Origin of the sequence: Streptomyces venezuelae (genome assembly GCF_008642315.1) — a bacterium.
Lineage (GTDB): Bacteria > Actinomycetota > Actinomycetes > Streptomycetales > Streptomycetaceae > Streptomyces > Streptomyces venezuelae_D.
Genome location: NZ_CP029192.1, coordinates 3246977 through 3272990, shown reverse-complemented (window position 1 = coordinate 3272990; position 26014 = coordinate 3246977). Strand labels below are relative to the sequence as shown.

Sequence of the window (26014 nt, the reverse complement as noted above, 5' to 3'; positions counted from 1 at the left end):
GACGCCGGGAGCGGCCGTCCGGCCCCCGGGAGGGGGAGCCGGACGGCCGCTCCCCCCAACACCGGAGCTCCCCATGGGACGTTATGTGATCCGGCGTCTGCTGCAGATGATCCCGGTCTTCATCGGCGCCACGCTGCTGATCTTCCTGATGGTGAACGTGATGGGCGACCCCGTCGCGGGCCTGTGCGGCGACCGCAAGTGCGACCCCGCGACGGCCGCCCAGCTGAAGAAGGAGTTCGGCCTCGATAAGCCGGTGTGGCAGCAGTACCTGACGTACATGGGCAACGTCTTCACCGGCGACTTCGGCACCGCGTTCAACGGTCAGAAGGTGACCGAGCTGATGTCGGCCGCCTTCCCCGTGACCATCCGGCTCACCATCGTGGCGATCGTCTTCGAGATCGTCATCGGCATCTCGCTGGGCGTCCTGACGGGCCTGCGGCGCGGGCGTCCCGTCGACACCGTGGTGCTGCTGCTCACGCTCGTCGTCATCTCCATCCCCACCTTCGTCACCGGCCTCGTCCTGCAACTCCTGCTCGGCGTGCAGTGGGGCGTCATCAAACCCTCCGTGTCGAGCGAGGCGCCCTTCAACGAGCTGCTGATCCCGGGACTCGTGCTCGCCTCCGTCTCCCTGGCGTACGTCACCCGCCTCACCCGCACCTCCATCGCCGAGAACCGGCGCGCCGACTACGTCCGCACCGCCGTCGCCAAGGGCCTCCCGCGCCGCCGCGTCATCACCCGGCACCTGCTGCGCAACTCACTCATCCCCGTGGTCACCTTCATCGGCACCGACGTGGGCGCGCTGATGGGCGGCGCGATCGTCACCGAGCGGATCTTCAACATCCACGGCGTCGGCTTCCAGCTCTACCAGGGGATCCTCCGACAGAGCACCCAGACCGTCGTCGGCTTCGTGACCGTCCTCGTCCTGGTCTTCCTGGTGGCCAACCTCATCGTCGACCTCCTGTACGCCGTACTCGACCCGAGGATCCGCTATGCCTGAACCGCAGGAGCCGGAGCGCGCGATCGCGGCGACCGGCATGGGCGGGGCCATGGACCTCGCCACCAGCGAGGCGACCTCCCTGGAGAAGACACCGGGCGGACCCGAGGGCGGACCCTCGGCCCCCGCGCGCAGCCTCTGGTCCGACGCCTGGCGCGACCTGCGGCGCAACCCGGTCTTCATCATCTCGGGCCTGGTCATCCTCTTCCTCGTCGTCATCTCCCTCTGGCCCTCGCTCATCGCCTCAGGCAACCCGCTCGACTGCGACCTCTCCAACGCGCAGAAGGGCTCGGCCCCCGGGCACCCCTTCGGCTTCAACGAGCAGGGGTGCGACGTCTACACCCGCGTCGTCTACGGCACCCGCGTCTCCGTCACCGTCGGCGTGTGCGCCACCCTCGGCGTCGCGATCATCGGCAGCGTGCTCGGCGGGCTCGCCGGGTTCTTCGGCGGGGCGTGGGACGCGGTCCTCTCCCGCATCACCGACATCTTCTTCGCCATCCCCGTCGTCCTCGGCGGCCTGGTCCTCCTGTCGGTGGTCACCAGCTCCACGGTCTGGCCGGTGATCGGCTTCATGGTGCTGCTCGGCTGGCCGCAGATCTCCCGCATCGCCCGCGGCTCCGTCATCACCGCCAAACAGAACGACTACGTGCAGGCGGCGCGCGCCCTCGGCGCCTCCAACTCCCGGATGCTGCTCCGCCACATCACGCCGAACGCCATCGCCCCGGTGATCGTCGTGGCGACCATCGCACTCGGCACGTACATCGCCCTGGAGGCCACGCTCTCCTACCTCGGCGTCGGACTGAAGCCGCCCACCGTCAGCTGGGGCATCGACATCTCCGCCGCCTCCCAGTACATCCGCAACGCCCCGCACATGCTGCTCTGGCCCGCCGGAGCCCTCGCGATCACCGTCCTCGCGTTCATCATGCTCGGCGACGCGGTGCGCGACGCCCTCGACCCGAAGCTGAGGTAGGCGCCCATGGCAACCGTGGCATCCGAGGCAGCCGCGTCCGGCACGCCCGCGTCGGCCAAGCTGCTCGAAGTACGGGACCTGCACGTCGAGTTCCGCACCAGGGACGGCGTCGCCAGAGCCGTCAACGGAGTGGACTACAGCGTCGACGCGGGCGAGACACTCGCCGTCCTCGGCGAGTCAGGGTCCGGCAAGTCCGTCACCGCCCAGGCCGTCATGGGCATCCTCGACACCCCGCCCGGGAAGATCACCTCCGGGGAGATCCTGTTCCGGGGGCGTGATCTGCTGAAGCTCAAGGAGGACGAGCGGCGCAAGATCCGCGGCGCCGGCATGGCGATGATCTTCCAGGACGCCCTGTCGTCCCTGAACCCGGTGCTCAGCGTCGGCGACCAGCTCGGCGAGATGTACGTCGTGCACAAGGGCATGTCGAGGAAGGACGCCAAGGCCAAGGCCGTCGAGCTGATGGACAGGGTGCGCATCCCGGCCGCCAAGGAGCGGGTCGGGCAGTTTCCGCACCAGTTCAGCGGCGGCATGCGCCAGCGCATCATGATCGCCATGGCGATGGCGCTCGAACCCTCGCTGATCATCGCCGACGAACCCACCACCGCCCTCGACGTCACCGTCCAGGCGCAGGTCATGGACCTCCTCGCCGAGCTCCAGCGCGAGATGAACATGGGCCTGATCCTCATCACCCACGACCTCGGTGTCGTCGCGGACGTCGCCGACACCATCGCCGTCATGTACGCGGGCCGCATCGTCGAACGCGCCCCCGTCCACGAGATCTACCGGGCGCCCGCCCACCCCTACACCCGCGGCCTCCTCGAATCCATCCCGCGCCTCGACCAGAAGGGCCAGGAGCTCTACGCGATCAAGGGGCTGCCCCCGAACCTCATGAACATCCCGCCCGGCTGCGCCTTCCACCCCCGCTGCCCCATGGCCCAGGACGTCTGCCGCACCGACGAGCCGCCGCTCCACCGCGTGACGTACGAGGGACTGACCGCCGAACGCAGGAGCGCCTGCCACTTCTGGAAGGAGACGCTCGATGCGTCACGTTGAGCTCGCCGACGTCGGCACGCCCGCCGGACGCGAGCCGATCCTCCGGGTCCGCGGCCTCGTCAAGCACTACCCGCTGACCCAGGGCATCGTCATCCGCAAACAGGTCGGCGCGGTCAAGGCCGTGGACGGCGTCGACTTCGACCTCGGGCACGGCGAGACGCTCGGCATCGTGGGGGAGTCGGGCTGCGGCAAGTCGACGGTCGCGAAGATGCTGGTCAACCTGGAGCGGCCGACCGCGGGCGAGATCCGCTACAAGGGCGAGGACATCACCAAGCTCTCCGGCCGCGCCCTCAAGGCGGTGCGCCGCAACATCCAGATGGTGTTCCAGGACCCGTACACCTCGCTGAACCCCCGCATGACGGTCGGCGACATCATCGGCGAGCCGTACGAGATCCACCCCGAGGTCGCCCCGAAGGGCTCGCGCCGGCAGAAGGTGCAGGACCTGCTCGACGTGGTCGGGCTCAACCCCGAGTACATCAACCGCTATCCGCACCAGTTCTCCGGCGGCCAGCGCCAGCGCATCGGCATCGCACGCGGCCTCGCGCTGCGGCCCGAGGTGATCGTCGCCGACGAACCGGTCTCCGCCCTCGACGTCTCCGTCCAGGCGCAGGTCATCAACCTCCTGGAGAAGCTCCAGGAGGAGTTCGACCTCAGTTACGTCTTCATCGCCCACGACCTGTCGATCGTGCGGCACATCTCCGACCGGGTCGGCGTGATGTACCTGGGACGGATCGTCGAGATCGGCTCGGACGCCGAGATCTACGACCACCCCACGCACCCCTACACCCAGGCGCTGCTCTCCGCCGTGCCCGTCCCCGACCCCGAGGCGCGCGACCACCGCGAACGGATCATCCTCTCCGGAGACGTGCCCTCGCCCGCCAACCCGCCCTCCGGCTGCCGCTTCCGCACCCGCTGCTGGAAGGCGCGGGAACGGTGCGCGCTGGAGGTGCCGCTGCTCGCCGTGCCGGCGGAGTTCCGGCTCGACGACAGCCCCGCCGCGCACGACTCGGCCTGCCACTTCGCCGAGGAGAAGCAGGTCGTGCCGTAACGGGCGGGGCCGCTCGCGCCTACTCCCTCGGCAGGCCCAGGGACCGCTTCAGGAAGTCCACCTGGAACAGGAGCAGGTTCTCCGCGACCTGCTCCTGCGGGGTCATGTGGGTGACCCCGGACAGCGGCAGGACCTCGTGCGGGCGGCCCGCGGCGAGCAGCGCGGAGGAGAGCCGCAGGGAGTGCGCCACCACGACGTTGTCGTCGGCGAGGCCGTGCACGATGAGCATCGGGCGGTGCGGCTCGGCCGCCTCCACGAGGCCGTCGTCCCAGATCAGGGAGTTGTGCCGGTACGTTTCCGGGGTCCGGGTCGGGTCGCCCAGGTACCGCTCCTCGTAGTGCGTGTCGTAGAGCCGCAAGTCCGTGACCGGGGCGCCGACCACCGCCGCGTGGAACACGTCGGGGCGGCGCAGCGCGGCCATTCCGGCGAGGTAGCCGCCGTAGGACCAGCCGCGGATCGCCACGCGGCCCAGGTCGAAGGGGAACCGCTCGGCGAGCGCGTGCAGGGCGTCGACCTGGTCCTCGAGGGTGAGGGTCTTGTCGTTCTTGATCGACTTTTCCCAGCCGGGGGAGCGGCCCGGGGTGCCGCGGCCGTCCGCGACGAGCACCGCGAAGCCCTGGTCGGCGAACCACTGCGAGGTCAGGAAGATGTTGTGCGCACGCTGCACGCGCTGGCCGTGCGGACCGCCGTACGGATCGAGCAGTACCGGAAGAGGGCCGTCCGTCTCCTTGTAATCCGTGGGGAGCAGGACGGCGCACGGAATGTTCCGCGTGCCCCCTTCGGTGAGCGTCACGCGCGGAGTGAGCCCCGGGCGCTGGGCGTGTGAGGCGATGGTCGCCACCTGCTTGCCCTCGCGCAACACCTGCACCTGGGCGCCGGGGTGATCTAGCGTGGCGGACACCAGGACGGTGAGGCCGCCCGCCCGGACGGCCGAGTGCACGCCCGGCTCCTGCGATACGCGCTCCACGCCCAGTTCGTTGACGCGGTACACATGGATCTCACCGGTCTCCGGGTCGGCCGCCGCCGCGCCCGCGGACGCCGAGAGGAGGATGTCCTCCTCGGTGACGTCGAGCACCGCACGCACGTGCAACTGGGGTCCGGTCAGCGGCCGTTCCCCCCACGCGAGGACGCGCGCGCCGCCCTCGTCCGCGATCCGGACCAGCTTCCCACTGGGCGACCAGCACGGCACACCAGGGAAAAGTTCAAGCCATTCCGGATCCTCCTCCGCGTGCACCATCCGCGTGGCACCGCTGTCCGGATCCACCGCCAGATACAGCTGGCTGCCCTGGTCGCGGGATTGCACGAGCAGCAGCGGCGCACCATCCGCCGACCAGTGCACACGCGCGAGATACGGGAAGCGCGCGCGGTCCCAGACCACCTCGGTCCGCGACCCGTCGAGGCCCAGGACCCACAGGCCGACCTCCGCGTTGGGCGTGCCCGCGGCCGGGTAGGCGATCTGCTCGGGAGCCCGGTCCGGGTGCGCGGGATCCGCGATCCACCACCGCCGCACCGGGGCGTCGTCCACCCGCGCGACGAGCAGCCGCCGCGAGTCCGGCGACCACCAGAAGCCTCGTGAACGGGCCATCTCCTCGGCCGCGATGAACTCGGCGAGACCGTACGTGACGGTCGCCTCCTGGCCCGTCTCGGGCTCCGCGAGGGCCCGGTCGTCCTCCCCGTCCACACCCGTCACGCGCAGGGCGCCCCGGGCCACGTAGGCCACATGACGCCCGTCCGGCGAGGGGCGCGGGTCGATCACCGGCCCCGGCACGGGCAGTTCGCGGGCCGTGCCCGCACGCAGCTCCGCCGTGAACAGGCGGCCCGACAGGGCGAACGCGGCCAGCTCCACGGCGGCGTCCGTCGCGTAGCCCACGATGCCCGCGCCGCCCTCACGGCTCCGCTCGCGCCGTGCGCGCTCCGCCGCGGACAACTTCTCGGCGGCGCCGCCGAGCAGCACGTGCGGGTCGGCGGCGACCCGCTCGGCACCGCCGTCCGACACGTCCAGGACCCACAGCCGGTTCGCCCGGTCGGTGCCGTCGGAGGAGCGCAGGAAAACAACGCGTGAACCATCCGGCGCCACGGTGAACGCACGGGGTGCGCCGAGGGTGAAGCGCTGGGTGCGGGCGTGCTGACGCGGGAAGGAGAGCCGCTGTGCCTGGCTCTCGTCGGGCCTGGGAATTCCGGGGTTCTCGGTGGTCATCCCCCGAGCCTATGGCTCATGCGCCCCCCTGTGCTGCCGTGCTCCGACTCATGCGTCCGCACGGATAGTTATGATCCGTAGCGCTTGGTGGGTATGAACCTGCTGACGTCCGCACTGGGGTACGACAACGAGTTGGAGGTGACCGCCGTGGCACTCTCGATTTCGGCGGTGGTGCTGCTGGCGATCATCGTCTTCCTGTTGGTCAAGAAGTCAGGACTCAAAGCGGGGCACGCGGTCGTCTGCACGCTGCTCGGCTTCTACCTGGCGAGCTCGTCCGTCGCACCGACCATCAACGAGCTGACGACGAACGTGGCGGGCATGATCGGGGACATCAAGTTCTGACGGGGGCTCGTAGGGTGGTCCCATGACGGAACTGCCCGCCCGGCGCCTGCTGCTCGTGCACGCGCACCCCGACGACGAGTCGATCACCACCGGCGCGACCCTGGCCAAGTACGCGGCCGAGGGTGCCCACGTCACCCTGGTGACCTGCACCCTGGGCGAGGAGGGCGAGATCATCCCGGACGGGCTCGCCCATCTCGCGGCCGACCGGGACGACTCCCTCGGTGCCCACCGCGTCGGGGAGCTGGCGGCCGCCATGAAGGAAGTGGGCGTCACCGACCACCGCTTCCTCGGCGGCCCCGGACGCTACCGCGACTCCGGGATGATGGGCGTCGAGCAGAACGCCCGCCCGGGTGCCTTCTGGTCGGCGGACCTCGACGAGGCCGCCGCCCACCTCGTCGAGGTGATCCGCGAGGTGCGCCCCCAGGTCCTCGTGACGTACGACCCCGACGGGGGGTACGGCCACCCCGACCACATCCAGGCGCACCGCGTCGCCATGCGCGCCGCCGACCTCGCCGCCGACCCGGCCTTCCGCGCCGACCTCGGCGCGCCCCACACGATCGACAAGATCTACTGGAACCGCGTCCCGCGGTCCGTGGTCGAGGAGCGCTTCGCCTGGATGGCGTCCGACGCGCTGCCGAACTCGCCGTTCGACACGCCCGCCGCCGTCGCGGACGTGCCCGGCGTCACGGACGACGAGCGGATCACCACGGAGATCGACGGCCGCCCCCACCGGACCGCCAAGGCGGCGGCGATGGCGGCGCACGTCACCCAGATCACGGTGAGCGGGCCGCTCTTCATCCTCTCCAACGAGCTCGCGCAGCCGATCTTCGACGTGGAGTACTACGAGCTGGTGCGGGGAGAAGCGTCGGCAGAGGGAGCGTCCCGCGAGACGGATCTCTTCGCGGGACTCGAAAGGGTGACGGACATGACTGAGGTGACCGCGCTGTGAGTACGCGTTCCCGTGCGTCGTCGGGGGCCGGTTCCGGGGCGTCCAAGCCCCCTGCCTCCCCCGGTGCGGGGTCCGGCGCCGCCGCCGGCGGCAGCTTCCTCGCGCAGCCCCTGAGAGCGGGCCGGCTCGCCGCCTACGCCCTCCTCTTCGTCCTCGGCGCCGTCGTCGGCGTCGCCGGGTCGCTCGTCCAAGGCGGCTTCTTCCCCGCGGGGTTGCTGCTCGCGCTCCTCGGTGCCGCCGGTCTCTTCTACGGCGGATCGCGGGCGGTCGGCACCAAGGCGGGGGCCGTCGCGCCCGCGGCCGGCTGGCTGGTCGCGGTCATGCTGCTCACCGCCACCAGACCCGAGGGCGACTTCCTCTTCGGCGCGGGGATCGGCTCGTACGGCTATCTGCTCGGCGGAATGGCCGTCGCTGTGATGTGCGCCACGCTCGGGCAGGGGACGCAACCGACCGCGCCCGCCGCCCGACTTGGCAAGTGACGTACCACTTCGCCCCGTGTCGCGCACGGGTTTGACGCCGGTCACGGGATGAGTGCCGACGGCGGCCAGTATGGTGGTGCGGCCGCCGAGCCTCCCCCAACCTCCGGCCGGGGGGACCCCGGATGAGGTCGAGACGGGCGGCGGAGTCAACCAGGAGAACCTGCCTTGAGTCGTGAAACTGACAGTTCGTCCTCCGGGCCCCAGGGGCGCGGTGGAGCCGCCTACCCCTCGGGGACGCCGCCGTACGGCTCCCCGGCGCAAGGTGCCGCCGACGGCGGCAGGGACGGAGCGCGGCGGCAGGCCGCCGAAGAGCGGCCCGACGAGCCCGAGACCCAGACCACGCTGACCACCCGCATCCGGATCAACATCCCCGGCTCGCGGCCCATCCCGCCGGTCGTCATGCGCACGCCCGTCGGTGACGACGGTCCGCGCGGGGAGTCCGTGCCTCTGGACGGTGGCCGCGGCGACGGCGGACGTGGAGACAGCGGACGCGGCGACGACGGACGTGGTGACGGTGCGCGCGGCGACGGCGGCTTCGGCGGCGGTGCCGAGCCCGGCCCGCCCGGCGCTCCCGGTACTCCGGCCGCCTCCGGGTCCGCGGGTCCGGGCGAGAGCGGTGCCGGATCCTCCGCCCCGGCCGAGGAGAAGACGAGCGACTGGTTCGCGCCCCGCAAGCCGCCGCGCAACGAGACCGGTGGCGGCACGGGCACCGGCGCCTTCGACGTGTCCGGCGCCGTGGCGTCGGGCCCCCTCGGCACGGGCGCCCCGCAGGGCGACCCGCACCGCGGCGACCTGCCCTACTTCGACGACGGGGACTCCCGGGGCCCGTCCGGGCCGACCGTCGGCCCCGTCACGGGTGACAGCCCGCTGGCGCCCCCGACGCCCCCGTCGCCCGCGCAAGGCCGTCCCGCGGGCCCAGGCGTCCCCGGCGCCCCTGGTGGCCATGGCGTCCCTGGCACCCCCGGTACCACCGGCGCCCCTGGTGCCCCCGGTGGTCCCGGTGGTCCGGCGAACTCCGGCCCCCGCCCGCCCCGTTCCGGCCCGATGAGCGACGACACCGCGATCCTCACGCCGCAGAAGTCCGGCCCTCTCGCGCCGCCGCGCGGCCCCGGCGGACCGGGTGCTCCCGGCGGTCCCGGAGCCCCCGCGCCGGGCTCCAACGTCTCCGGTGAGACCCTCACCAGCGGCATCCCCGTCGTACCGCCCGCGCAGGACAACTCGCCGTTCGCGCCCGGCCCGCAGGGTGACGGCCCCGTGCCGCACACCCCGCCGAAGCTGCCCGAGCCGGTCCGCTCGGACGTGCCGCCCGCCGCGCCCGCCCCGAAGGCCAAAAAGAAGAAGGGCCGCAACAAGCTGGTCCTCCTCGTGGCCGCCGTCGTGGTCGTGGGCTGCGGTGCGTACGGCGCGGGTCTGCTGATGAACCACGCCGACGTTCCGAAGGGCACCACCGTGCTCGGCGTCGACATCGGCGGCGGCACCCGCGACGAGGCCGTCCAGAAGCTCGACGCGGCACTGGACGAGCGCGTCACCAAGCCGCTGAAGCTGTCGGTCGACGGCGACACCGTCAGCCTCAAGCCGGACCAGGCGGGCCTGACCCTGGACAGCCAGGCCACCGTCCGCGAGGCCGCGGGCAGCGACTACAACCCCGTCTCGGTGGTCGGCTCGCTCTTCGGCAACCAGCGTGTCGTCGAGCCGGTCATGCCCGTCGACGAGGAGAAGCTGGCGGCCGCCCTGGAGCGCGCCGCGGGCGGCTCCGGGACGGCGCAGGAGGGCACGGTCGACTTCGTGCCGGGCAAGGCCGTTCCGGTCTACGGCAAGGTCGGCAAGGGCATCGACCCGCAGGCGTCGACCAAGGCGGTCGCCGAGGCGTACAAGAAGCAGGTCGAGACGGGCAGCGCGGGCACGGTCCAGGTGCCGGTCACCACGCGCAAGCCGACGATCTCCAAGGCCGCGGTCGACAAGTTCATGACCACGTTCGCCAAGCCGGCGATGTCCGCCAACGTCACCATCAAGGCGGGCGCCAAGTCGATCCCCTTCGGCCCGGAGAGGTCGCTGCCGAAGATCCTGGAGACCAAGGCCCTCAAGGACGGCACCCTCCAGGTGCACTACAACCTCGAAGAGCTCAAGAAGCTGTACGGCAACGTCTTCGACGGCGTGCTGATCCAGCGCGGCAACGGCTCCAAGACGCCGGTCCAGCCGACCGATGTGGCCCAGGCGATGGGCAAGGCGCTGACCGGCAAGACGCCGGCGGAGCGCATCGGGGTCATCGAGACGAACGCGAGCTGACCCCTCGCGCGCGTCCCGCGCGACCCGCGGCACGTGTGTCACCGACTCCGGCATGACAGATGTCATGCCGGAGTCGGCACATTCGACACTGCCGCTGTGACCTGCGCTTTTGTGACGATGGTCGACATGACGACGACCACAGCACCGCCCACCGCCGACGTGGTGAACTTCGAGCGGGTGACCAAGAACTTCGGCGACGTCCGCGCCGTCGACGGTCTCACCCTGGACCTCCGCCCCGGCGAGACCGTGGCGCTCCTCGGGCCGAATGGTGCGGGCAAGTCCTCCACCCTCGACCTGCTCCTCGGCCTGCGCCGCCCCGACAGCGGCACGGTGCGGGTCCTCGGCACCGAGCCGCGCGAGGCGATCACCGCGGGCCGGGTCGGCGCGATGCTGCAGAGCGGCGGCCTGATGGGCGAGGTGACCGTCCGCGAACTGGTCACGCTCGCCTGCGACCTGCACCCCAGGCCGTACCGCGTGAACGACGCGCTCGCCCACGCGGACATCACGAAGATCGCGGACCGCAAGGTCGACAAACTCTCCGGCGGTCAGGAACAGCGCGTCCGCTTCGCGCTCGCCACGGCGGGCGCCCACGACCTGATCGTGCTCGACGAGCCGACCACCGGCATGGACGTCACCGCCCGTCAGGCGTTCTGGGCCACCATGCGCGAGCAGGCGGACCAGGGCCGCGCGGTCCTCTTCGCCACGCACTACCTGGAGGAGGCCGACGCGATCGCCGACCGCGTCCTGGTCCTGCACCGCGGCCGCCTCCTCGCGGACGGCACCGCCGCCGAGATCAAGGCGAAGGCGGGCGCCCGCAAGGTCGCCTTCGACCTGGAGCGTATCGACGCGGCGCTCACGGAGCGGCTCCGCGCGCTGCCCTTCCTGACCACGCTCGACATCGCGGGCCACACCGTCCGCGCCCAGTCGACGGACGCCGACGCCACGGTCCACGCGCTCTACGGCCTCGGCGTCTACCCCCGCAACCTCGAAGTCGCCGGGCTCGGCCTGGAGCAGGCCTTCGTGGCGATCACCGAGGCCGAGGAGGCCAGGACCCGATGAACAGCCTGATCAAGCTCGAGATCACCCGCGCCCTGCGCAACCGCAAGTTCCTCTTCTTCTCCGTCATCTACCCGTCGGTGCTCTTCGTGATCATCGCGGGCAGCCAGGACGGCGCCGACAAGGTGCCCGAGACCGGTCTGTCCGTCCCCGCGTTCATGATGGTCTCGATGGCGTCCTTCGGCGCCCTGACCGCCGTCCTCATGGGCAACAGCGAGCGCATCGCCAAGGAGCGCGAGAGCGGCTGGGTGCGGCAGCTGCGCCTGACGTCCCTCCCCGGCCGCGGCTACGTCCTCGCGAAGACCGCGAGCGCCGCCGTGGTCAGCCTGCCGTCCATCGTCGTGGTCTTCGCCGTCGCGGCGATCTTCAAGGACGTCCGCTTCGACGCCTGGCAGTGGGCGGCGCTGACCGGCGCGATCTGGGCGGGCAGCCTCTGCTTCGCCGCGCTCGGCGTGGCCATCGGCTACCTCGCGACCGGCGACGCCGTGCGCCCCATCACGATGATCATCTACTTCGGGCTCTCCATCCTCGGCGGCCTGTGGATGCCGGTCACCACGTTCCCGCACTGGCTGCGCGAGACCGCGTCCTGGCTGCCCACGCACGCGTACGCTGCCCTCGGGCAGGCCATCGAACTGGGCGAGGCACCGCACGCGAAGGACATCACGCTCCTGGTCGCCTACTTCCTCCTCTTCGCGGGCGGCGCGGCGTGGCTGTACCGGAAGGACACACTGAAGGCGTGAACACGACAGACGCTGAGGGCAGCGAACTCCACCCCGTCTACACGTTCGGGCGCCCGCCGCAGGGCCGCCGCCAGTGCCTGACGAAGTCGGCCTGGATCGGCGTCTGGCTGGTGTTCCTGAGCGCCCCGGTCAAGGACCTGGCCGAGGGGCACCACACGCGCCTCGCCACCGTCCTCGGCTCGCTGGGCCTCGCGCTCTTCGTGGCCTGCTATCTGACCCTCGTCTTCCGCTACACCACCAGGATCCTGCGGTGGCGCCCCGTCATCTCGTCCTTCGTGCTGCTCGTGGTCCTCGCGTCGGTCCTCGCCTTCGGCTTCGGCGACAACTGGCTCGGCCTCTTCGTGTACGTCTCGGTCTCCGCGGGCGCCGTCCTGCCGGTGCGGTACGCGCTCGGGGTCATCCCCGCGGTCACGCTCCTGATGATCCTGGTCGGCTTGCGCGACGACGGCCTCGGCGACCTGGTCACCAACCTCGGCGTGATCACGCTCCTGGTGGGCTTCGCGATGTCCGGAGTACGGGAGTTGATCCGTACGACGGTCCAGCTCCGCCAGGCCCGCGCGACCGTCGCGCAGCTCGCCGCCAACGAGGAGCGGCTGCGGCTCGCCAGGGACCTGCACGACCTGCTCGGCCACTCGCTCTCCCTGATCACGCTCAAGAGCGAGCTCGCCGGGCGGATGCTCCCCACCCACCCCGACAAGGCCGCCCAGCAGGTCGCCGACATCGAACAGGTCAGCCGCCAGGCCCTGGTGGACGTGCGCGAGGCGGTCTCCGGCTACCGGCGGCGCACCCTCGCCGGTGAACTCGTCGGCGCGCGCACGGCGCTCACCGCCGCGGGCGTCGACGCCGAGGTGCCGGAGGAACCGCCCGCCGAACTACCGGGCGAGGAGGCGGAGGCGGCGCTCGCCTGGGCGCTGCGTGAGGCCGTCACGAACGTCGTGCGGCACAGCGGGGCCCGGCGCTGCACCGTGGCGTTCACGGCGCGGCAGACGCTCGCGGGACGGCTCCTCGAGCTCACCGTCGAGGACGACGGAGTGGGCACCTCCGGCGCGGGGGCCGGCAACGGCCTGACGGGGCTCGCCGAGCGCGTCGAGGCGGTCGGCGGGGCGCTGGAGACGGGCCCCGGGGACCGCCGCGGCTTCCGCCTCGCGGTCCGCGTACCCCTGGCGAAGGCCACCGTAGGATCCCCCTCATGATCAGGATCCTGCTCGCCGAGGACCAGGCCATGGTCCGAGAGGCCCTCGCCGCGCTGCTCGGCCTCGAACCGGACATCGAGGTCGTCGCGCAGGTGTCGCGCGGCGACGAGGTGCTCGCGGCGGCTCGCGCGCACGCCGTGGACGTGGCGCTGCTCGACATCGAGATGCCCGGCCGCACCGGCATCGAGGCGGCCGCCGAACTCCACGCGGCGCTACCCGCGTTGAAGGTGGTCGTGCTCACCACCTTCGGCCGGCCCGGCTATCTGCGCAGCGCCATGGAGGCCGGCGCCGACGCCTTCCTGGTCAAGGACGCGCCCGCGGCGCAGCTCGCCGAGGCGGTGCGCAAGGTGCTCGCGGGGGAGCGGGTCATCGACCCCACGCTGGCGGCGGCCGCCCTCGCCGGGGGCGCGAACCCGCTGACCGACCGTGAACGCGAGGTGCTGCGCGCGGCCGCCGACGGCGCCACCAACGCCGAACTCGCGACCACCCTGCACCTCTCCCAGGGCACGGTCCGCAACTACCTCTCGACGGCCATCCAGAAACTCGCGGTCCGCAACCGCGCGGAGGCGGTCAGGACCGCGAGGGACAAGGGCTGGCTCTGACGCCACGGCCGTTCCGGACGGCTCCTGCGTCAGTTGAGCATCGCCCGCGCCCCCTGCGCCTGCCGCCGCGCCCGGTCGGCCGTCGCCGGGTCCAGGGCGGCGACTTCCTCGGCGTAGGTGTCGAGCTCCCGCGCGCCCGCCTGGTACTCCCCTTTCTGTACGAGGAGTTGGGCACGTTCGTAGTGCAGACGCGGCGACGGCGAGGGCAGCAGCAGGCAGAGGTCGACCGCCCAGAGCGATACGTCGGAGCGCTCGGGGCGGGACGCGGCCCAGGCGCGGATGTTGTTCAGGATGCGCGCCACGATGTCCAGCGGCTCCGCGGCGCACAGCATCGACGGGGCGAGCGGCGTCCCGGTGGCCGCCGCGACCAGGAGCTCCACGTCCATGCCGGTCAGCAGCCGCCCGCCGCCGAACGGATCGACGAGCACCCGCTCCTCCGGAGGGCCGAAGCCGACGACGAAGTGCCCGGGCAGCGCCACGCCGTGGACAGGGGCCCCGGCACGCCGCGCCACCTCCATCCACACCACGGAGAGCAGGATCGGCAGCCCTCTGCGGCGCCGCAGGACCTGGTGCAGGAAGGAGGAGTCCAGACGCTGGTAGTCGCCGGGTCTGCCCTTGAACCCGAAGCCCTGGCCGAGGAGTTCGGAGAGGGTCGTGGCCCAGGCCAGCGGGTCGCGGGACCGGCCGTGCGGGGGACCGGGCGCGACCTGTTCCGCCAGCCGGTCGAGCATGCGCCGCGCGGCGTCGATGTCCGCCGCGTCGAGGGAGGGGTCCGCCTCGGTGCCGATCAGCAGGCACAGCAGGGACAGGTCGGGGCGCGGTGACCCGGCCTCGGCCGCGAACAGCCGTCGCCACTCGGTGGTTCCGGGGGGTCGGGGGTGCATACGTCCCTCGTGCCCGGTCGCCTCGATCGATACGTACCTCCGGGCGGGCCCGAGCGGCCACGCCCGACGGTCAGTTCAGCATCGCCCGCGCGGCCCGCGCCTGCTGGCGGACCCGCTCCGCCGTGGTCGGCTCCACCGTCGTCACCACATCCGCGTAGGCGTCGAGCTCCGCCGCGCCGCCGAGGAAGTCACCCCGCTGCACGAGGAGTTGCGCCCTCTCGTAACGCAGCCGTGCCGGATGGGCGGGCAGCAGGAGCGACAGTTCGAGGGCCCACAGCGCGACGTCGGAGCGCTCGGGCCTGGCGGCCGCCCAGGCGCGGATGTTGTTCAGGATGCGCTGCACGATGTTCAGCGGATCGGCGGGCGTCAGCATCGACGGCTGGATGCCGGTGCCCGTCGTCCCCGCCACCAGGAGCTCCGCGTCGGCCCCGGTGAGCAGCCGTCCGCCGTCGAACGGGTCGGCGAGTATCTGGTCGTCCTTGGGGCCGAAGCCGACGACGAAGTGCCCCGGCAGCGCCACCCCGTACACCGGGGCGCCCGCGCGCCGCGCCACCTCCATCCACACCACGGAGAGCAGGATCGGCAGCCCCCTGCGGCGCTTGAGGACCTGGTGCAGGAGGGAGGAGTCCAGGCGCTGGTAATCGCCGGGCGTCCCCTCGAACCCGCACTGTCCACCCAGGAGTTCGGCCATCGCGGTGGCCCACGCGCGGGGCCCGCCGGGGCGGAACGGCAGCAGGCCCGCGAGACGGTCGAGCTCGATCTCCGCGGCGTCGATGCCCGCCTCGTCGAGAGAGGGGTCCGCCTCGGTGCCGATCAGCAGGCACAGCGTCGCGAGACCGGGCCGTTCCGACCGTGCCTCCTCGGTGAACCGCCGCCGCCATTCGCCGGACTCCGCGTGCATACGTGCCTCGTGTCTGCCCTCGCCGGGCGCTGTTTCCGTGCCGTGCCGTTGCTGTGCGTTGTGGTGCGTTGCTGTGCTGTGCCGTTGTGCCGCCCGGTCAGGCGGGGCCGTACCGGTAGTGGTGATAGGTGTGATGCGCGGCGAAACCCATCCCGTCGTACAGCGCCCGCGCGCCGTCGTTCTCGTCCTCGACCTGCAGCCAGGCCGCCGAAGCGCCCTCGGTCAGCGCCTGCCGGGAGAGCGCGGTCATCACCGCGGTGGCGAGCCCCTCGCGCCGGTGCTCCGGGGCCACCTCGACCGCCATGAAGCCCGCCCAGCGTCCGTCCACGACGCACCGCCCGATGGCGGCCGGAGCGTCACCGCTCCCGGGCACGGAAGCGAACCATACCGAGGGCCCGCCCGCCAGCACCTCGAGCACATGCGGCCCCGGAACCCCGAACCGTTGGTACCGCCGCAGCCACGGCTCGTCGAAGGTCCGGGACAGCGTCACGCGGTCGGTGGCCGCGTCCAGGTCGGCGACCGGGGCGAGCGCGCCGATGTACAGCTGCGCGCTGACCTCGCGCTTCCAGCCGCGCTCCGCCAGGGCGGCGCAGAGCAGCTCCTGTGTGCCCTCGGCGCCGGTCGCGGTCTGGACGTAGGGCGGCAGGCCGCGGGCCGCGTACCACTCGCGGACGTAACCGAGCGCGTCGTCCAGCGGTCGGCCGGGATCACCCAGCGGCAGCACGGAGTTGGCGCGCCGGGTGAACCCCGCGGCCGACCGCAGCCGCCAGTCGCCGAGCGGCTCGCTCTCGACCGGCTGCCAGGCGCGGGCGGACACGCGCGCCAGCTCCGCGTACGAGGCGGCGGGGCCTCTTCGGCGGGCGGGCGCGGCCGGGACGACCTTGCCGGCGACCAGGGATCCTTCCGGGATGCGGACGGTTTCGCCGTTCCGGCGTGTGATGAGCACCACACCTTCGTTCCACGATGCGAGAACACCCACCGTGTCGGTGAACTTCTCACCCGAGATCGATGCGTCGGTCAAGCGTCGTACCGAAACGCGTTTTCCCACGTCAGCGGGGGTGATGCGGACCTCGAGTCGTCCACCGGCAGCGAATTCCACAGCTTGGTCAGCCCCTCCTGTTCGGATCATGCCCGGGAACGGAGATACTAGGGGTGGGCATCGACGACGCCGCGCTCCCGCGCGCCAGGCGAGCGGAGCCTGAGGACGGCCCGCCAACGCCCGTATCGAGGAGGAACGACAGCGTGACCTACGTCATCGCGCAGCCTTGTGTCGACGTCAAGGACAAGGCGTGCATCGAGGAGTGCCCGGTCGACTGCATTTACGAGGGCTCCCGGTCCTTGTACATCCACCCGGACGAATGCGTCGACTGTGGAGCCTGCGAACCGGTCTGCCCGGTCGAGGCGATCTTCTACGAGGACGACACTCCTGAGGAGTGGAAGGACTACTACAAGGCGAACGTCGAGTTCTTCGACGAGCTCGGTTCGCCCGGTGGCGCGAGCAAGCTCGGCCTGATCGAGCGCGACCACGCCTTCATCGCAGCCCTGCCGCCGCAGAACCAGTAACAAGCGGCAGCCCGAGCGTCGCCCCGGTCCCGTACGGCATCTCCGCCGCACGGGACCGAGGCGTTTGCAACGACCAGTACCAGCACGGGAGTCACCACGTGTCCGCAGTCTCCGACCGGCTTCCCACCTTCCCCTGGGACAAGCTCGAGCCGTACAAGGCCACGGCGGCCGCCCACCCCGGCGGCATCGTCGACCTGTCGGTGGGCACCCCCGTGGACCCGGTCCCCGAGCTGATCCAGAAAGCGCTGATCGCGGCCGCGGACTCGCCCGGCTATCCGACGGTCTGGGGCACGCCGGAGCTGCGCGACGCCCTCACCGGCTGGTGTGAGCGGCGGCTCGGCGCCCGCGGCTTCACGCACCGCAACGTCCTGCCGGTCGTCGGCTCCAAGGAGCTCGTGGCCTGGCTCCCGACGCAGCTGGGCCTCGGCCCGGGCGACGTGGTGGCCTACCCGCGGCTCGCCTACCCGACGTACGAGGTGGGCGCCCGCCTGGCCCGCGCGGAGTACGTCGCCTACGACGACCCGACCTCGCTCGATCCGGCGAACCTCAAGCTGCTCTGGCTCAACTCGCCCTCCAACCCCACCGGTCGCGTCCTGTCGAAGGACGAGCTGACCCGGACCGTGGCGTGGGCGCGCGAGCACGGCGTGCTGCTCGTCAGCGACGAGTGCTACCTGGAGCTCGGCTGGGAGGCCGAGCCGGTGTCGGTGCTGCACCCGGACGTGTGCGGCGGTTCGTACGACGGGATCGTCGCCGTCCACTCGCTCTCCAAGCGCTCCAACCTGGCGGGCTACCGGGCGGCGTTCATCGCCGGTGACGAGGCCGTCCTCGGGGATCTGCTGCAGATCCGCAAGCACGGCGGCATGATGACCTCCGCGCCGACCCAGGCGGCCGTCGTGGCGGCGCTCGGCGACGACGAGCACGTGCGCGTGCAGCGCGAGCGGTACGTGGCCCGGCGCACCGCGCTGCGCGACGCCCTGGTGAAGCACGGCTTCCGTATCGAGCACAGCGAGGCGAGCCTCTACCTGTGGGCCACCCGCGACGAGTCCTGCTGGGACACCGTGGGCCACCTCGCGGAGCTGGGCATCCTGGTGGCGCCCGGCGACTTCTACGGCCCCGCGGGCGACCGCTTCGTGCGCGTCGCCCTCACGGCGACGGACGAGCGCGTCGCCGCGGCGGTCGAGCGCCTGGGCTGAGCCCGGTGCCGTGAGCACGGCGGAGGGCCCGGAGCCAGTGGCTCCGGGCCCTCCTGTGTGCGTGCCGGGTGATCAGCCGAGGGGGAGGCTCTGTACCGGCAGCTGGTCGGTGGGGAGACCGCCCTTGGTGAGCGAGTCGGTGGGCAGGCCGCCGCCGGTGGCCGAGTCGGCGGTCTCGCCGAGCGCCTTGCCCGCGCCGCCCGCGACGTCACCGGCGGCCTGCTGGGCGGCGGGGGTGGCCGTCTTGCCGACGCGGCCCACGGCCTTGCCCGCGGCCGGGACGGACTTCTTCACGGCCTTGCTGCCGGTGTCACCGGCGAGGTTGCTGACGTTCTGAGCCGCATCGTCGACGGTGTTGCCGAGGCCCTCGCCGTCCAGCGTGGACACGCCGCCCAGGTCGGGGGCGGCCGGAAGGTCAACGGCGCTCGCGGAGCCGGCCGCACCGACCACGGAAGCTGCACCCGCGGCGCTGAGCAGCGCGGCACGAGCGATCCGGCGGGTCAGGGGGAGGGACATGATGCTCCTTCAGACGGGAGAGAACGTTGGGTGTCCGGCCGGTTCGGATCCGGCTTCCCACCGGACGGCTTCCGGCGCTCGGACGCAGTGACTACCGCTCGAAGCCCGCGAAGGTTTCGCTGCGCCAACGTAAAGAGTTGGCAATGCGTCGCATTATCGGCTGCGGATAAAAACGGGCAAAGAGCGCCGGGGCCGTTTCGCTGCAGAATCCTTAATCCCTAGTGATCTCAAGGGATTCGGGGTTTCGGCGGAGCGTCGGCGGGAAAGTCGGACAGGGTGTCGGTCCGTAGCACTCGGCATGCCCCCATCGAGGGACCCGTCGCACTACTGCCCGGTCACGATCCGGACCTCACCGGCGGCCGTCGCCCCCGCGGTCCCGCCCTTCTTCGCCTCGCGGCCCGCCGCGCGCCACTTCCCCGCGCCTGTGGCCCGCCACTCCCGCCCGCCGTACGCCACCCGCTCGATGTGCAGCGACGAGGAGTGCGCCACGGCCCAGTGCGCCAGCTCCCAGCCGCGCTGCGGGGCCCGGTCGGTCGCCACGGGGGCCGGCACGGGAACCGTCACCGTGCGCCCCCGGACCGCGCCGGGGCGCACCTCGCGGCCGAAGTCGCGGGCCAGAGCGGCCCGCACCTGCGCGGGGCCGCCGGGGTCCGTGTCCGGGCGCCCCTCGCAGCTGAACGCGGCGGGCGCGCGGCCCGTGAGCGCGGCGGCGAGCAGCGCGGCGTCCGGCTCGTGCTTGGCGTACGCCTGCGGGAAGCCGCTGCGCTGCACCCGCTGCGCGGCGACCGTGAGGGGCAGCCGCGAATAGCCGGGGACCTCGGCCAGGTGCTCGTAGAAACGGCCAGCCGAGTACGCCGGGTCCATGATCTGCCGCTCGTTGCCCCAGCCCTGCGAGGGGCGCTGCTGGAACAGGCCGAGCGAGTCCCGGTCCCCGTGCTTGATGTTGCGCAGCCCCGACTCCTGAAGAGCGGTGGCGAGCGCGATGGTCACCGCGCGCTCCGGCATCCCGCGCGAGGTGCCCGCCGCGGCGACCGTCGCCGCGTTCTGCGCCTGCTCGGCCGTGAACGAGTGCGAGGCGCCGTCGCCCTTCCCCGACACCACCGTGCACCGCGGCTCGGGCTTGCCCCCGTACACGTACTGCAACGCCACATAGCCGACGACGGCGAGCAGCACGGCGGCCGCGGCCCCGTGACGGAGGGGACGGCCGCGCCGGACGAGGGTGGGGGGCTCAGGCACGCGTCCAAGGTACTGGAGTCCACCGACAGCCCCGCGCGCCCGCTGGCTTAGGGTCGACGGCATGGCTCACACACCGCTTGACCTCACGCTCGACGCCGCGCAGCTCACCGCGCGACTGGTCGATTTCCCGTCCCCGAGCGGCGAGGAGAAGGCGCTCGCCGACGCCATCGAGACGGCCCTGCGCGCCCTGCCGCACCTCACGGTCGACCGGCACGGCAACAACGTGGTGGCCCGCACCAACCTCGGCCGCGCGGAGCGGGTCATCCTCGCCGGACACATCGACACCGTGCCCATCGCGGACAACGTGCCCTCGCGCCTCGACGAGGACGGCGTCCTGTGGGGCTGCGGCACCTGCGACATGAAGTCGGGCGTCGCCGTCCAGCTGCGCATCGCGCAGACGGTGACCGAGCCCAACCGCGACCTGACCTTCGTCTTCTACGACAACGAAGAGGTCGCCGCCCACCTCAACGGCCTCGGGCACGTCGCCGAGGCCCACCCCGACTGGCTGGCCGGTGACTTCGCCGTCCTCCTCGAACCCACCGACGGACAGGTCGAGGGCGGCTGCCAGGGCACCCTGCGGGTCCTGCTGAAGACCAAGGGCGTACGGGCGCACTCCGCGCGCGCGTGGATGGGCTCCAACGCGATCCACGCGGCCACCCCGATCCTCCGAAAGCTCGCCGCGTACGAGCCGCGCAAGCCGGTCGTGGAGGGCCTGCAGTTCCACGAGGGCCTCAACGCCGTCCGCATCGAGGGCGGCGTCGCCACGAACGTCATCCCCGACGAGTGCACCGTCACCGTCAACTTCCGCTACGCCCCCGACCGCAGCGAGGACGAGGCCCTCGCCTTCGTACGCGACTACTTCGCGGACTGCGGCGTCGACGAGTTCATCGTCGACGACCACACGGGCGCGGCACGCCCCGGCCTCACCCACCCGGCCGCCGCGGCGTTCATGGCGGCCGTCGGCGGCGAGGCGCGCCCCAAGTTCGGCTGGACGGACGTCTCCCGCTTCAGCGCGCTCGGCGTGCCCGCGGTGAACTACAGCCCCGGCGACCCGCTGCTCGCGCACAAGATCGACGAGCGCGTCCAGGCGTCGCTGATTCCGGTGGCGGAGGAGAGGCTGCGGTCCTGGCTGACGTCGTAGCGATGCGTGGAGGTCCCTCGGAGGTAACCCGCGTGGATCTACGCTGTGAGTCACGTACGCAGTCACGTACGCATGGAGGGAGCAGACGATGAGCCATCCCGACAACAGCGCCGAGAGCGCTGCCCGCGGTACCGGTGCCAGGAAACGCCCCGAGGAGCAGCGGCTCGGTCCGGTGCTGCGCCGGCGGGACAAGGTGCAGGCCGGCACCACCGATCAACGTCTCCTCGACTCCGACGGACCCTCCGAATGGGTCCACACGGACCCCTGGAGAGTCCTGCGCATCCAGTCCGAGTTCATCGAGGGCTTCGGCACGCTCGCCGAACTCCCGCCCGCGATCAGCGTGTTCGGCTCGGCGCGCACGGGGGAGGGGACGCCCGAGTACCAGGCGGGCGTCGAGATCGGCAAGGCGCTCGTCGAGGCGGGCTTCGCGGTGATCACGGGCGGCGGGCCCGGCGCCATGCAGGCCGCCAACCAGGGCGCCGTCGAGGCGAAGGGCACGTCGGTCGGCCTCGGCATCGAGCTGCCCTTCGAGCAGGGCCTCAACCCGTACGTCGACATCGGCGTCAACTTCCGCTACTTCTTCGTCCGCAAGACGATGTTCGTGAAGTACGCGCAGGGCTTCGTGGTCCTGCCCGGCGGCCTCGGCACGCTGGACGAGCTCTTCGAAGCGCTCACGCTCGTCCAGACCCGCAAGGTGACGCGCTTCCCGATCGTCCTCTTCGGCTCGCAGTACTGGGGCGGCCTGGTCGACTGGCTGAAGAACACGGTCATCGCCCAGGGCAAGGCCTCGGAGGCCGACCTGCTCCTGTTCCACGTCACGGACGACGTGGAAGAGGCGATCACCTTGGTGACGAAGGAAGTCGGGAAGTAACCCTCTTCGGAGGAGGGGTGCGCAAGCCCTCGGCGGGCGACCGCCGGGGGCCTGTGACCGGCAGTGGTGGCGACCATGACCTCTTCCCGAGCCTCAGGCCAATCCGCGCCGTGCGACGGCGGGTGCCCGATGCCCCGCAATCGTCGCCACCATGTCCAGCACCTGCTTCGTCTCCGCCACCTCGTGCACGCGGTACACCTGCGCGCCCAGCCAGGCCGAGACCGCCGTCGTCGCGAGGGTGCCGAGGACGCGCTCCTTGACCGGCTTGTCGAGGGTCTCGCCCACGAAGTCCTTGTTGGAGAGGGAGACCAGGACGGGCCAGCCCGTGTCCGTCATCTCGCCGAGGCGGCGGGTCGCCTCCAGGCTGTGGCGGGTGTTCTTGCCGAAGTCGTGCCCCGGGTCGATCATCACGGACTCACGGGGCACACCCAGCTCCACCGCGCGCTCGGCCAGGCCGACCGTCACCCGCAGGATGTCCGCCATCACGTCGTCGTACGTGACGCGGTGCGGCCTCGTCCGCGGCTCGGCGCCGCCCGCGTGCGTGCAGACCAGGCCCGCCCCGAACCGCGCGGCGACCTCCGCGAGCTTCGGGTCGACGCCGCCCCACGCGTCGTTGAGCACGTCGGCGCCCGCCTCGCAGACCGCCTCGCCGACGTCGTGCCGCCAGGTGTCGACGCTGATCACCACATCGGGGAACCGCCTGCGCACCTCGGCGACGAAACCGACCGTGCGCCGCGCCTCCTCCTCGGCGCTCACCTCCTCGCCGGGACCCGCCTTGACCCCGCCGATGTCGATGATCGCGGCACCCTCGGCCACGGCCTGCTCCACGCGGGCGAGCGCCGGTTCGTCGCGGAACGTGGCCCCCTGGTCGTAGAAGGAGTCCGGGGTCCGGTTCACGATCGCCATGATCACCGGCTCGTGCGCGTCGAACTCGCGCCTGCCAAGCCTGAGCATCCCCTGTGGCCCTCCTGGGTCCTAGTCGCGGTTCGGCCGCCTGTGACCTTAACTGTCAGAACCACGTGGCACGATCGGACCCTGACAGTTTGAGCACGGGCAGTCGAGCGTGAGGGCCTGAAGAGATGGTCTTGTTCTTGTTCCTGGTCATCGCCCTCCTCGTGGTGGTCGGCGCGGTGACCCTCGCCGTGATCGGCGGCGGGGAGAGCGGCGGGCTGCCCGACGCCGCGCCCGAGCGCTTCACCGATCCGCTCCCCCCGGACCGCCCGCTGCGGCGTGCCGACGTCGACCTGGTGCGCTTCCCGATGACGCTGCGCGGCTACCACATGGGCGAGGTCGACGACGTGCTCGGCCGTCTCGGCGCCGAGCTCGCCGAGCGGGACGCCCGCATCGCCGAGCTGGAGGCCGCCCTGGCCGGCGCGCAGGCCACCGCGGTCGCGGGCCCCGCGCTCCTGAAGGGGCACGAGAAGGACGCGGTCGAGGACACGAAGGGCGACGACCAGTGAGCGACGAGAGAGGCGCGGTCGCGGGCCCGGACGGTGGGCTCCGCTGCCCCTGGGGCCTGTCCACCGAGGACTACGTGACGTATCACGACGAGGAGTGGGGCCGCCCGGTCCGCGGTGACGACGCGCTGTACGAGAGGCTCTGCCTGGAGGCCTTCCAGTCGGGCCTCTCCTGGATCACGATCCTGCGCCGCCGCGAGGGCTTCCGCGCCGCCTTCGCCGACTTCAGGATCGCGTCGGTGGCGGAGTTCACCGACGAGGACCGCGAGCGGCTCCTCGCCGACCCGGGGATCATCCGCAACCGCGCCAAGATCGACGCGACCCTCGCCAACGCGCGCGTGCTCGCCGACTGGCCCGAGGGCGAACTGGACTCCCTGATCTGGTCCTTCGCGCCGGACCCCGCGACCCGGAAGGTCCCGCGGACCCTCGCCGACGTGCCCGCGATCACCGACGAGTCCACCGCCCTGTCCAAGACGCTCAAGAAGCGCGGCATCCGCTTCGTCGGCCCCACCACGGCGTACGCGCTGATGCAGGCCTGCGGCCTGGTCGACGACCACCTCGCGGACTGCGTGGCCCGCGAGGCGTCGTGACGGGCCCGCGGCTCAGCGGCCCAGGTACCTGGGCTTCTCCTTGGCGATGAAGGCCTGGACGGCGATCGCGTGGTCCTCGGACGCGCCCGCCCTGCCCTGCAGCTCGTCCTCCTTGTCGAGGGCCTCGTCCAGGGAGTGGCCCGCCGCGTAGGCCAGGGACTCCTTGAGCGCCGCGTAGGCGAGCGTCGGGCCGTCGGCGAGGGCGCGGGCTACCTGTGCCGCCTCGGTGGCGAGGTCGGCCGCGGGGACGATCTTGTTGGCGATCCCCAGGTCGTACGCCTCCCTCGCGTCGATGTTGCGCGGGAACAGCAGCAGGTCCGCGGCGCGGCCGGGGCCGATCACGCGCGGCAGCGTCCAGGAGACGCCCGAGTCGGCGGTCAGCGCGACACCCGCGAAGGAGGTGTTGAACTTGGCGGTGTCCGCGACCACGCGGTAGTCCGCGGCGAGCGCGAAGCCGAGGCCCGCTCCCGCGGCGACGCCGTTGACGCCCGCCACGACCGGCTTCGGCATGCCGGTCAGCGCCCGGACGATGGGGTTGTAGTGCTCACGGACCGTGCTCATCGTCTGCCCGGTGCCCGCCTCGCGGTCCGCGGCCAGGTTGCCGATGTGCTCCTTGAGGTCCTGGCCCACACAGAAGGCACGGCCCGCGGCGGTGAGCAGCACCGCGCGCACCGCCTCGTCGGCGGCGGCCGCGAGCGCGGCCTCCCGCAGGGCGACCTTGGCCTCCGTGTTCATGGCGTTCATCGCCTCGGGACGGTTGATCGTGATCGTCGCGAGTCCGTCGTGCACCTCGTAGAGCACGCTGTCGGCCATGGTGGCCCCCTCCGCTGGTCCAGTACGTAGGAGCTCAGCATGACGGAGATCATCGGGGTCCGGCATGAGGCCATCGATGTGACCTGCGTCAAAGAAATCCGGGCCCCTGGGGCGTATGGGGCGGCGAAGTATCGCAGCCACATCGCCGAATTGAGTGGTTTTGCGGGCGCGCGTTGCCCAAGCGATGCCGACCGATGTTGGTCATCGGGTCCTGCCATGCGGGATAATGGCCTGGAAGCAATGTGTTCGATGCCGGTGACACCTGGGTTGTCGGCTGCGATGAGCTGGTTTCAGGAAGGGGAACGAGCATGGCGGCCATGAAGCCGCGGACGGGCGACGGCCCGCTCGAGGTGACCAAGGAGGGGCGGGGCATCGTCATGCGCGTTCCGCTCGAAGGCGGCGGACGACTTGTCGTCGAACTGACTCCGGACGAGGCCGACGCGCTCGGCGACGCCCTGAAGAAGGTCGTCGGCTGACGCGGAAGCGCGCTCCATACTTTTCCACTGCCCCGGCATCGTAAAACGATGCCGGGGCAGTGCTTGTACCGGGCCCCTGGGCCTGAGCGATTCCCGGCGGGCCCGGATACTCGGTGGGCAGAACTCCGGGTTTCCCAGGGCCGCGGGCAACTGCTGGTGGGCAGAACCCCGGGCTTCCCAGGGGCGCGGGGAACTGCGCGACCGGCGACAGCGGACCCGCAGGCAAGGAGCGACCGGCCCGGGCCCCCGGTGCCTTTCCGGTGGGCGGAGCCGAGGATCACCCAGGGGCGCGGGGAACTGCGCGACCGGCCACGGCGGACCCGCAGGCAAGGAGCGACCGGCCCGTGGGCCCCGGTGCCTCTCCGGTGAGGCGGAGCCGAGGACTACCCAGGGGCGCGGGGAACTGCGCGACCGGCCACGGCGGACCCGCAGGCAACGGACGGGGGGAACCACGGAAGACCGCT

The 26014-nt window shown here is 71.9% G+C and carries 28 protein-coding genes; 20 read left to right on the top strand and 8 right to left on the bottom strand.

All coding sequences use genetic code 11. The features are described from left to right. Positions 1 to 73 precede the first annotated feature (73 nt). From DEJ48_RS13720 to DEJ48_RS13705, 4 genes are read left to right on the top strand one after another with little or no spacing between them, the layout of a single operon-like run. Positions 74 to 997, top strand: coding sequence for an ABC transporter permease (locus DEJ48_RS13720; RefSeq protein WP_150216388.1), 924 nt, complete (start codon positions 74 to 76; stop codon positions 995 to 997). Further along, a complete protein-coding gene (locus tag DEJ48_RS13715) occupies positions 990 to 1964 on the top strand; it encodes an ABC transporter permease (RefSeq protein WP_150216387.1) in 975 nt (324 codons plus the stop codon). The genes DEJ48_RS13720 and DEJ48_RS13715 overlap by 8 nt, the downstream gene beginning before the upstream one ends. 6 nt (positions 1965 to 1970) lie before the next feature. After that, positions 1971 to 3017: an ABC transporter ATP-binding protein gene (locus DEJ48_RS13710; protein ID WP_150216386.1), complete on the top strand. Its 1047-nt coding sequence runs from the start codon at positions 1971 to 1973 to the stop codon at positions 3015 to 3017. Beyond that, positions 3004 to 4065, top strand: a complete 1062-nt coding sequence (locus DEJ48_RS13705) for an ABC transporter ATP-binding protein (RefSeq protein WP_150216385.1) — start codon at positions 3004 to 3006, stop codon at positions 4063 to 4065. The genes DEJ48_RS13710 and DEJ48_RS13705 overlap by 14 nt, the downstream gene beginning before the upstream one ends. A gap of 19 nt (positions 4066 to 4084) precedes the next feature. Here the strand turns inward: DEJ48_RS13705 and DEJ48_RS13700 are convergent, their stop codons facing one another. After that, complete coding sequence (locus DEJ48_RS13700) at positions 4085 to 6262, bottom strand: prolyl oligopeptidase family serine peptidase (RefSeq protein ID WP_150216384.1); 2178 nt, start codon at positions 6260 to 6262, stop codon at positions 4085 to 4087. Positions 6263 to 6409: 147 nt separating this feature from the next. Between DEJ48_RS13700 and DEJ48_RS13695 the strand changes: the two genes are divergently transcribed. The 8 genes from DEJ48_RS13695 (at position 6410) to DEJ48_RS13655 (ending at position 13909) form a co-directional block, all read left to right on the top strand. Further along, complete coding sequence (locus DEJ48_RS13695) at positions 6410 to 6604, top strand: hypothetical protein (RefSeq protein WP_055569071.1); 195 nt, start codon at positions 6410 to 6412, stop codon at positions 6602 to 6604. A gap of 22 nt (positions 6605 to 6626) precedes the next feature. Beyond that, positions 6627 to 7553, top strand: a complete 927-nt coding sequence (mshB, locus tag DEJ48_RS13690) for an N-acetyl-1-D-myo-inositol-2-amino-2-deoxy-alpha-D-glucopyranoside deacetylase (RefSeq protein WP_150216383.1) — start codon at positions 6627 to 6629, stop codon at positions 7551 to 7553. Positions 7554 to 7663: 110 nt separating this feature from the next. After that, a complete protein-coding gene (locus DEJ48_RS13685) occupies positions 7664 to 8032 on the top strand; it encodes a DUF6113 family protein (protein ID WP_150221163.1) in 369 nt (122 codons plus the stop codon). Between the two features lie 165 nt (positions 8033 to 8197). Further along, positions 8198 to 10318, top strand: a complete 2121-nt coding sequence (locus DEJ48_RS13675; protein WP_190537382.1) for a hypothetical protein — start codon at positions 8198 to 8200, stop codon at positions 10316 to 10318. A gap of 117 nt (positions 10319 to 10435) precedes the next feature. Next, positions 10436 to 11377: an ABC transporter ATP-binding protein gene (locus tag DEJ48_RS13670; protein WP_411757536.1), complete on the top strand. Its 942-nt coding sequence runs from the start codon at positions 10436 to 10438 to the stop codon at positions 11375 to 11377. After that, entirely contained in the window at positions 11374 to 12114 is a 741-nt protein-coding gene (locus DEJ48_RS13665) for an ABC transporter permease (RefSeq protein WP_150216379.1), read from the top strand. The genes DEJ48_RS13670 and DEJ48_RS13665 overlap by 4 nt, the downstream gene beginning before the upstream one ends. Continuing rightward, positions 12111 to 13307, top strand: coding sequence for a sensor histidine kinase (locus DEJ48_RS13660; protein ID WP_150216378.1), 1197 nt, complete (start codon positions 12111 to 12113; stop codon positions 13305 to 13307). The genes DEJ48_RS13665 and DEJ48_RS13660 overlap by 4 nt, the downstream gene beginning before the upstream one ends. Further along, complete coding sequence (locus tag DEJ48_RS13655; protein WP_411757451.1) at positions 13304 to 13909, top strand: response regulator; 606 nt, start codon at positions 13304 to 13306, stop codon at positions 13907 to 13909. Before DEJ48_RS13660 ends, DEJ48_RS13655 begins: the two co-directional genes overlap by 4 nt. A gap of 29 nt (positions 13910 to 13938) precedes the next feature. Here DEJ48_RS13655 and DEJ48_RS13650 read toward each other — a convergent pair whose 3' ends face one another. The 3 genes from DEJ48_RS13650 to DEJ48_RS13640 all read right to left on the bottom strand — a co-directional run bounded on the left by DEJ48_RS13650 (position 13939) and on the right by DEJ48_RS13640 (position 16793). Next, a complete protein-coding gene (locus DEJ48_RS13650) occupies positions 13939 to 14793 on the bottom strand; it encodes a SirB1 family protein (RefSeq protein ID WP_150216376.1) in 855 nt (284 codons plus the stop codon). A 70-nt stretch (positions 14794 to 14863) separates the two neighbouring features. After that, positions 14864 to 15694 (bottom strand): transglutaminase-like domain-containing protein, encoded by an 831-nt coding sequence (locus tag DEJ48_RS13645; protein ID WP_150216375.1) that lies wholly within the window; start codon positions 15692 to 15694, stop codon positions 14864 to 14866. Between the two features lie 97 nt (positions 15695 to 15791). Next, positions 15792 to 16793, bottom strand: a complete 1002-nt coding sequence (locus DEJ48_RS13640; protein WP_150216374.1) for a GNAT family N-acetyltransferase — start codon at positions 16791 to 16793, stop codon at positions 15792 to 15794. A gap of 143 nt (positions 16794 to 16936) precedes the next feature. Between DEJ48_RS13640 and fdxA the strand changes: the two genes are divergently transcribed. Both fdxA and DEJ48_RS13630 read left to right on the top strand, forming a co-directional pair. Then, positions 16937 to 17257: a ferredoxin gene (gene fdxA, locus DEJ48_RS13635; protein WP_030573070.1), complete on the top strand. Its 321-nt coding sequence runs from the start codon at positions 16937 to 16939 to the stop codon at positions 17255 to 17257. A 98-nt stretch (positions 17258 to 17355) separates the two neighbouring features. Then, positions 17356 to 18450: a bifunctional succinyldiaminopimelate transaminase/glutamate-prephenate aminotransferase gene (locus DEJ48_RS13630; protein WP_150216373.1), complete on the top strand. Its 1095-nt coding sequence runs from the start codon at positions 17356 to 17358 to the stop codon at positions 18448 to 18450. Positions 18451 to 18522: 72 nt separating this feature from the next. On the opposite strand, the gene DEJ48_RS13625 is transcribed toward DEJ48_RS13630, so the two are convergent. Continuing rightward, positions 18523 to 18966 carry an ATP-binding protein gene (locus DEJ48_RS13625; protein WP_150216372.1) on the bottom strand — a complete coding sequence of 148 codons (444 nt, stop codon included), beginning with the start codon at positions 18964 to 18966 and terminating at the stop codon, positions 18523 to 18525. A 324-nt stretch (positions 18967 to 19290) separates the two neighbouring features. After that, on the bottom strand, positions 19291 to 20202 hold the full coding sequence (locus DEJ48_RS13620; RefSeq protein ID WP_190537380.1) for a heavy metal transporter: 912 nt from the start codon (positions 20200 to 20202) through the stop codon (positions 19291 to 19293). 61 nt (positions 20203 to 20263) lie between these two features. On the opposite strand from DEJ48_RS13620, the gene dapE reads away from it, so the two are divergent. Further along, entirely contained in the window at positions 20264 to 21343 is a 1080-nt protein-coding gene (dapE, locus tag DEJ48_RS13615; protein WP_150216371.1) for a succinyl-diaminopimelate desuccinylase, read from the top strand. Between the two features lie 88 nt (positions 21344 to 21431). Next, positions 21432 to 22214 carry a TIGR00730 family Rossman fold protein gene (locus tag DEJ48_RS13610; RefSeq protein WP_150216370.1) on the top strand — a complete coding sequence of 261 codons (783 nt, stop codon included), beginning with the start codon at positions 21432 to 21434 and terminating at the stop codon, positions 22212 to 22214. A 93-nt stretch (positions 22215 to 22307) separates the two neighbouring features. On the opposite strand, the gene folP is transcribed toward DEJ48_RS13610, so the two are convergent. Then, the gene (gene folP / locus DEJ48_RS13605) at positions 22308 to 23168 is read right to left on the bottom strand and encodes a dihydropteroate synthase (protein ID WP_150216369.1); all 861 of its coding nucleotides are present in this window, start codon (positions 23166 to 23168) and stop codon (positions 22308 to 22310) included. 125 nt (positions 23169 to 23293) lie between these two features. Here folP and DEJ48_RS13600 point away from each other — a divergent pair, with 125 nt between their 5' ends. Further along, positions 23294 to 23674, top strand: coding sequence for a DivIVA domain-containing protein (locus tag DEJ48_RS13600; RefSeq protein ID WP_150216368.1), 381 nt, complete (start codon positions 23294 to 23296; stop codon positions 23672 to 23674). Then, positions 23671 to 24261: a DNA-3-methyladenine glycosylase I gene (locus DEJ48_RS13595; RefSeq protein WP_150216367.1), complete on the top strand. Its 591-nt coding sequence runs from the start codon at positions 23671 to 23673 to the stop codon at positions 24259 to 24261. The genes DEJ48_RS13600 and DEJ48_RS13595 overlap by 4 nt, the downstream gene beginning before the upstream one ends. 12 nt (positions 24262 to 24273) lie before the next feature. On the opposite strand, the gene DEJ48_RS13590 is transcribed toward DEJ48_RS13595, so the two are convergent. Then, entirely contained in the window at positions 24274 to 25074 is an 801-nt protein-coding gene (locus tag DEJ48_RS13590) for an enoyl-CoA hydratase/isomerase family protein (RefSeq protein WP_150216366.1), read from the bottom strand. A gap of 39 nt (positions 25075 to 25113) precedes the next feature. On the opposite strand from DEJ48_RS13590, the gene DEJ48_RS13585 reads away from it, so the two are divergent. Continuing rightward, the gene (locus tag DEJ48_RS13585) at positions 25114 to 25395 is read left to right on the top strand and encodes a hypothetical protein (RefSeq protein ID WP_150216365.1); all 282 of its coding nucleotides are present in this window, start codon (positions 25114 to 25116) and stop codon (positions 25393 to 25395) included. Further along, positions 25383 to 25550 carry a DUF3117 domain-containing protein gene (locus DEJ48_RS13580; RefSeq protein ID WP_003966491.1) on the top strand — a complete coding sequence of 56 codons (168 nt, stop codon included), beginning with the start codon at positions 25383 to 25385 and terminating at the stop codon, positions 25548 to 25550. The genes DEJ48_RS13585 and DEJ48_RS13580 overlap by 13 nt, the downstream gene beginning before the upstream one ends. Positions 25551 to 26014: the final 464 nt, after the last annotated feature.

Excerpts from the sequence above, each read along its gene's own strand:
- DEJ48_RS13600 (WP_150216368.1), top strand. The coding sequence starts at position 23,294 with ATGGTCTTGTTCTTGTTCCTGGTCATCGCCCTCCTCGTGGTGGTCGGC.
- folP (WP_150216369.1), bottom strand. The coding sequence starts at position 23,168 with ATGCTCAGGCTTGGCAGGCGCGAGTTCGACGCGCACGAGCCGGTGATC.
- DEJ48_RS13645 (WP_150216375.1), bottom strand. The coding sequence starts at position 15,694 with ATGCACGCGGAGTCCGGCGAATGGCGGCGGCGGTTCACCGAGGAGGCA.
- DEJ48_RS13590 (WP_150216366.1), bottom strand. The coding sequence starts at position 25,074 with ATGGCCGACAGCGTGCTCTACGAGGTGCACGACGGACTCGCGACGATC.
- dapE (WP_150216371.1), top strand. The coding sequence starts at position 20,264 with ATGGCTCACACACCGCTTGACCTCACGCTCGACGCCGCGCAGCTCACC.
- DEJ48_RS13700 (WP_150216384.1), bottom strand. The coding sequence starts at position 6,262 with ATGACCACCGAGAACCCCGGAATTCCCAGGCCCGACGAGAGCCAGGCA.
- DEJ48_RS13610 (WP_150216370.1), top strand. The coding sequence starts at position 21,432 with ATGAGCCATCCCGACAACAGCGCCGAGAGCGCTGCCCGCGGTACCGGT.
- DEJ48_RS13715 (WP_150216387.1), top strand. The coding sequence starts at position 990 with ATGCCTGAACCGCAGGAGCCGGAGCGCGCGATCGCGGCGACCGGCATG.
- DEJ48_RS13625 (WP_150216372.1), bottom strand. The coding sequence starts at position 18,966 with ATGTCCCTCCCCCTGACCCGCCGGATCGCTCGTGCCGCGCTGCTCAGC.
- DEJ48_RS13670 (WP_411757536.1), top strand. The coding sequence starts at position 10,436 with ATGGTCGACATGACGACGACCACAGCACCGCCCACCGCCGACGTGGTG.
- DEJ48_RS13585 (WP_150216365.1), top strand. The coding sequence starts at position 25,114 with ATGACGGAGATCATCGGGGTCCGGCATGAGGCCATCGATGTGACCTGC.
- DEJ48_RS13710 (WP_150216386.1), top strand. The coding sequence starts at position 1,971 with ATGGCAACCGTGGCATCCGAGGCAGCCGCGTCCGGCACGCCCGCGTCG.
- DEJ48_RS13705 (WP_150216385.1), top strand. The coding sequence starts at position 3,004 with ATGCGTCACGTTGAGCTCGCCGACGTCGGCACGCCCGCCGGACGCGAG.
- mshB (WP_150216383.1), top strand. The coding sequence starts at position 6,627 with ATGACGGAACTGCCCGCCCGGCGCCTGCTGCTCGTGCACGCGCACCCC.
- DEJ48_RS13665 (WP_150216379.1), top strand. The coding sequence starts at position 11,374 with ATGAACAGCCTGATCAAGCTCGAGATCACCCGCGCCCTGCGCAACCGC.
- DEJ48_RS13720 (WP_150216388.1), top strand. The coding sequence starts at position 74 with ATGGGACGTTATGTGATCCGGCGTCTGCTGCAGATGATCCCGGTCTTC.
- DEJ48_RS13650 (WP_150216376.1), bottom strand. The coding sequence starts at position 14,793 with ATGCACCCCCGACCCCCCGGAACCACCGAGTGGCGACGGCTGTTCGCG.
- DEJ48_RS13580 (WP_003966491.1), top strand. The coding sequence starts at position 25,383 with ATGGCGGCCATGAAGCCGCGGACGGGCGACGGCCCGCTCGAGGTGACC.
- DEJ48_RS13655 (WP_411757451.1), top strand. The coding sequence starts at position 13,304 with ATGATCAGGATCCTGCTCGCCGAGGACCAGGCCATGGTCCGAGAGGCC.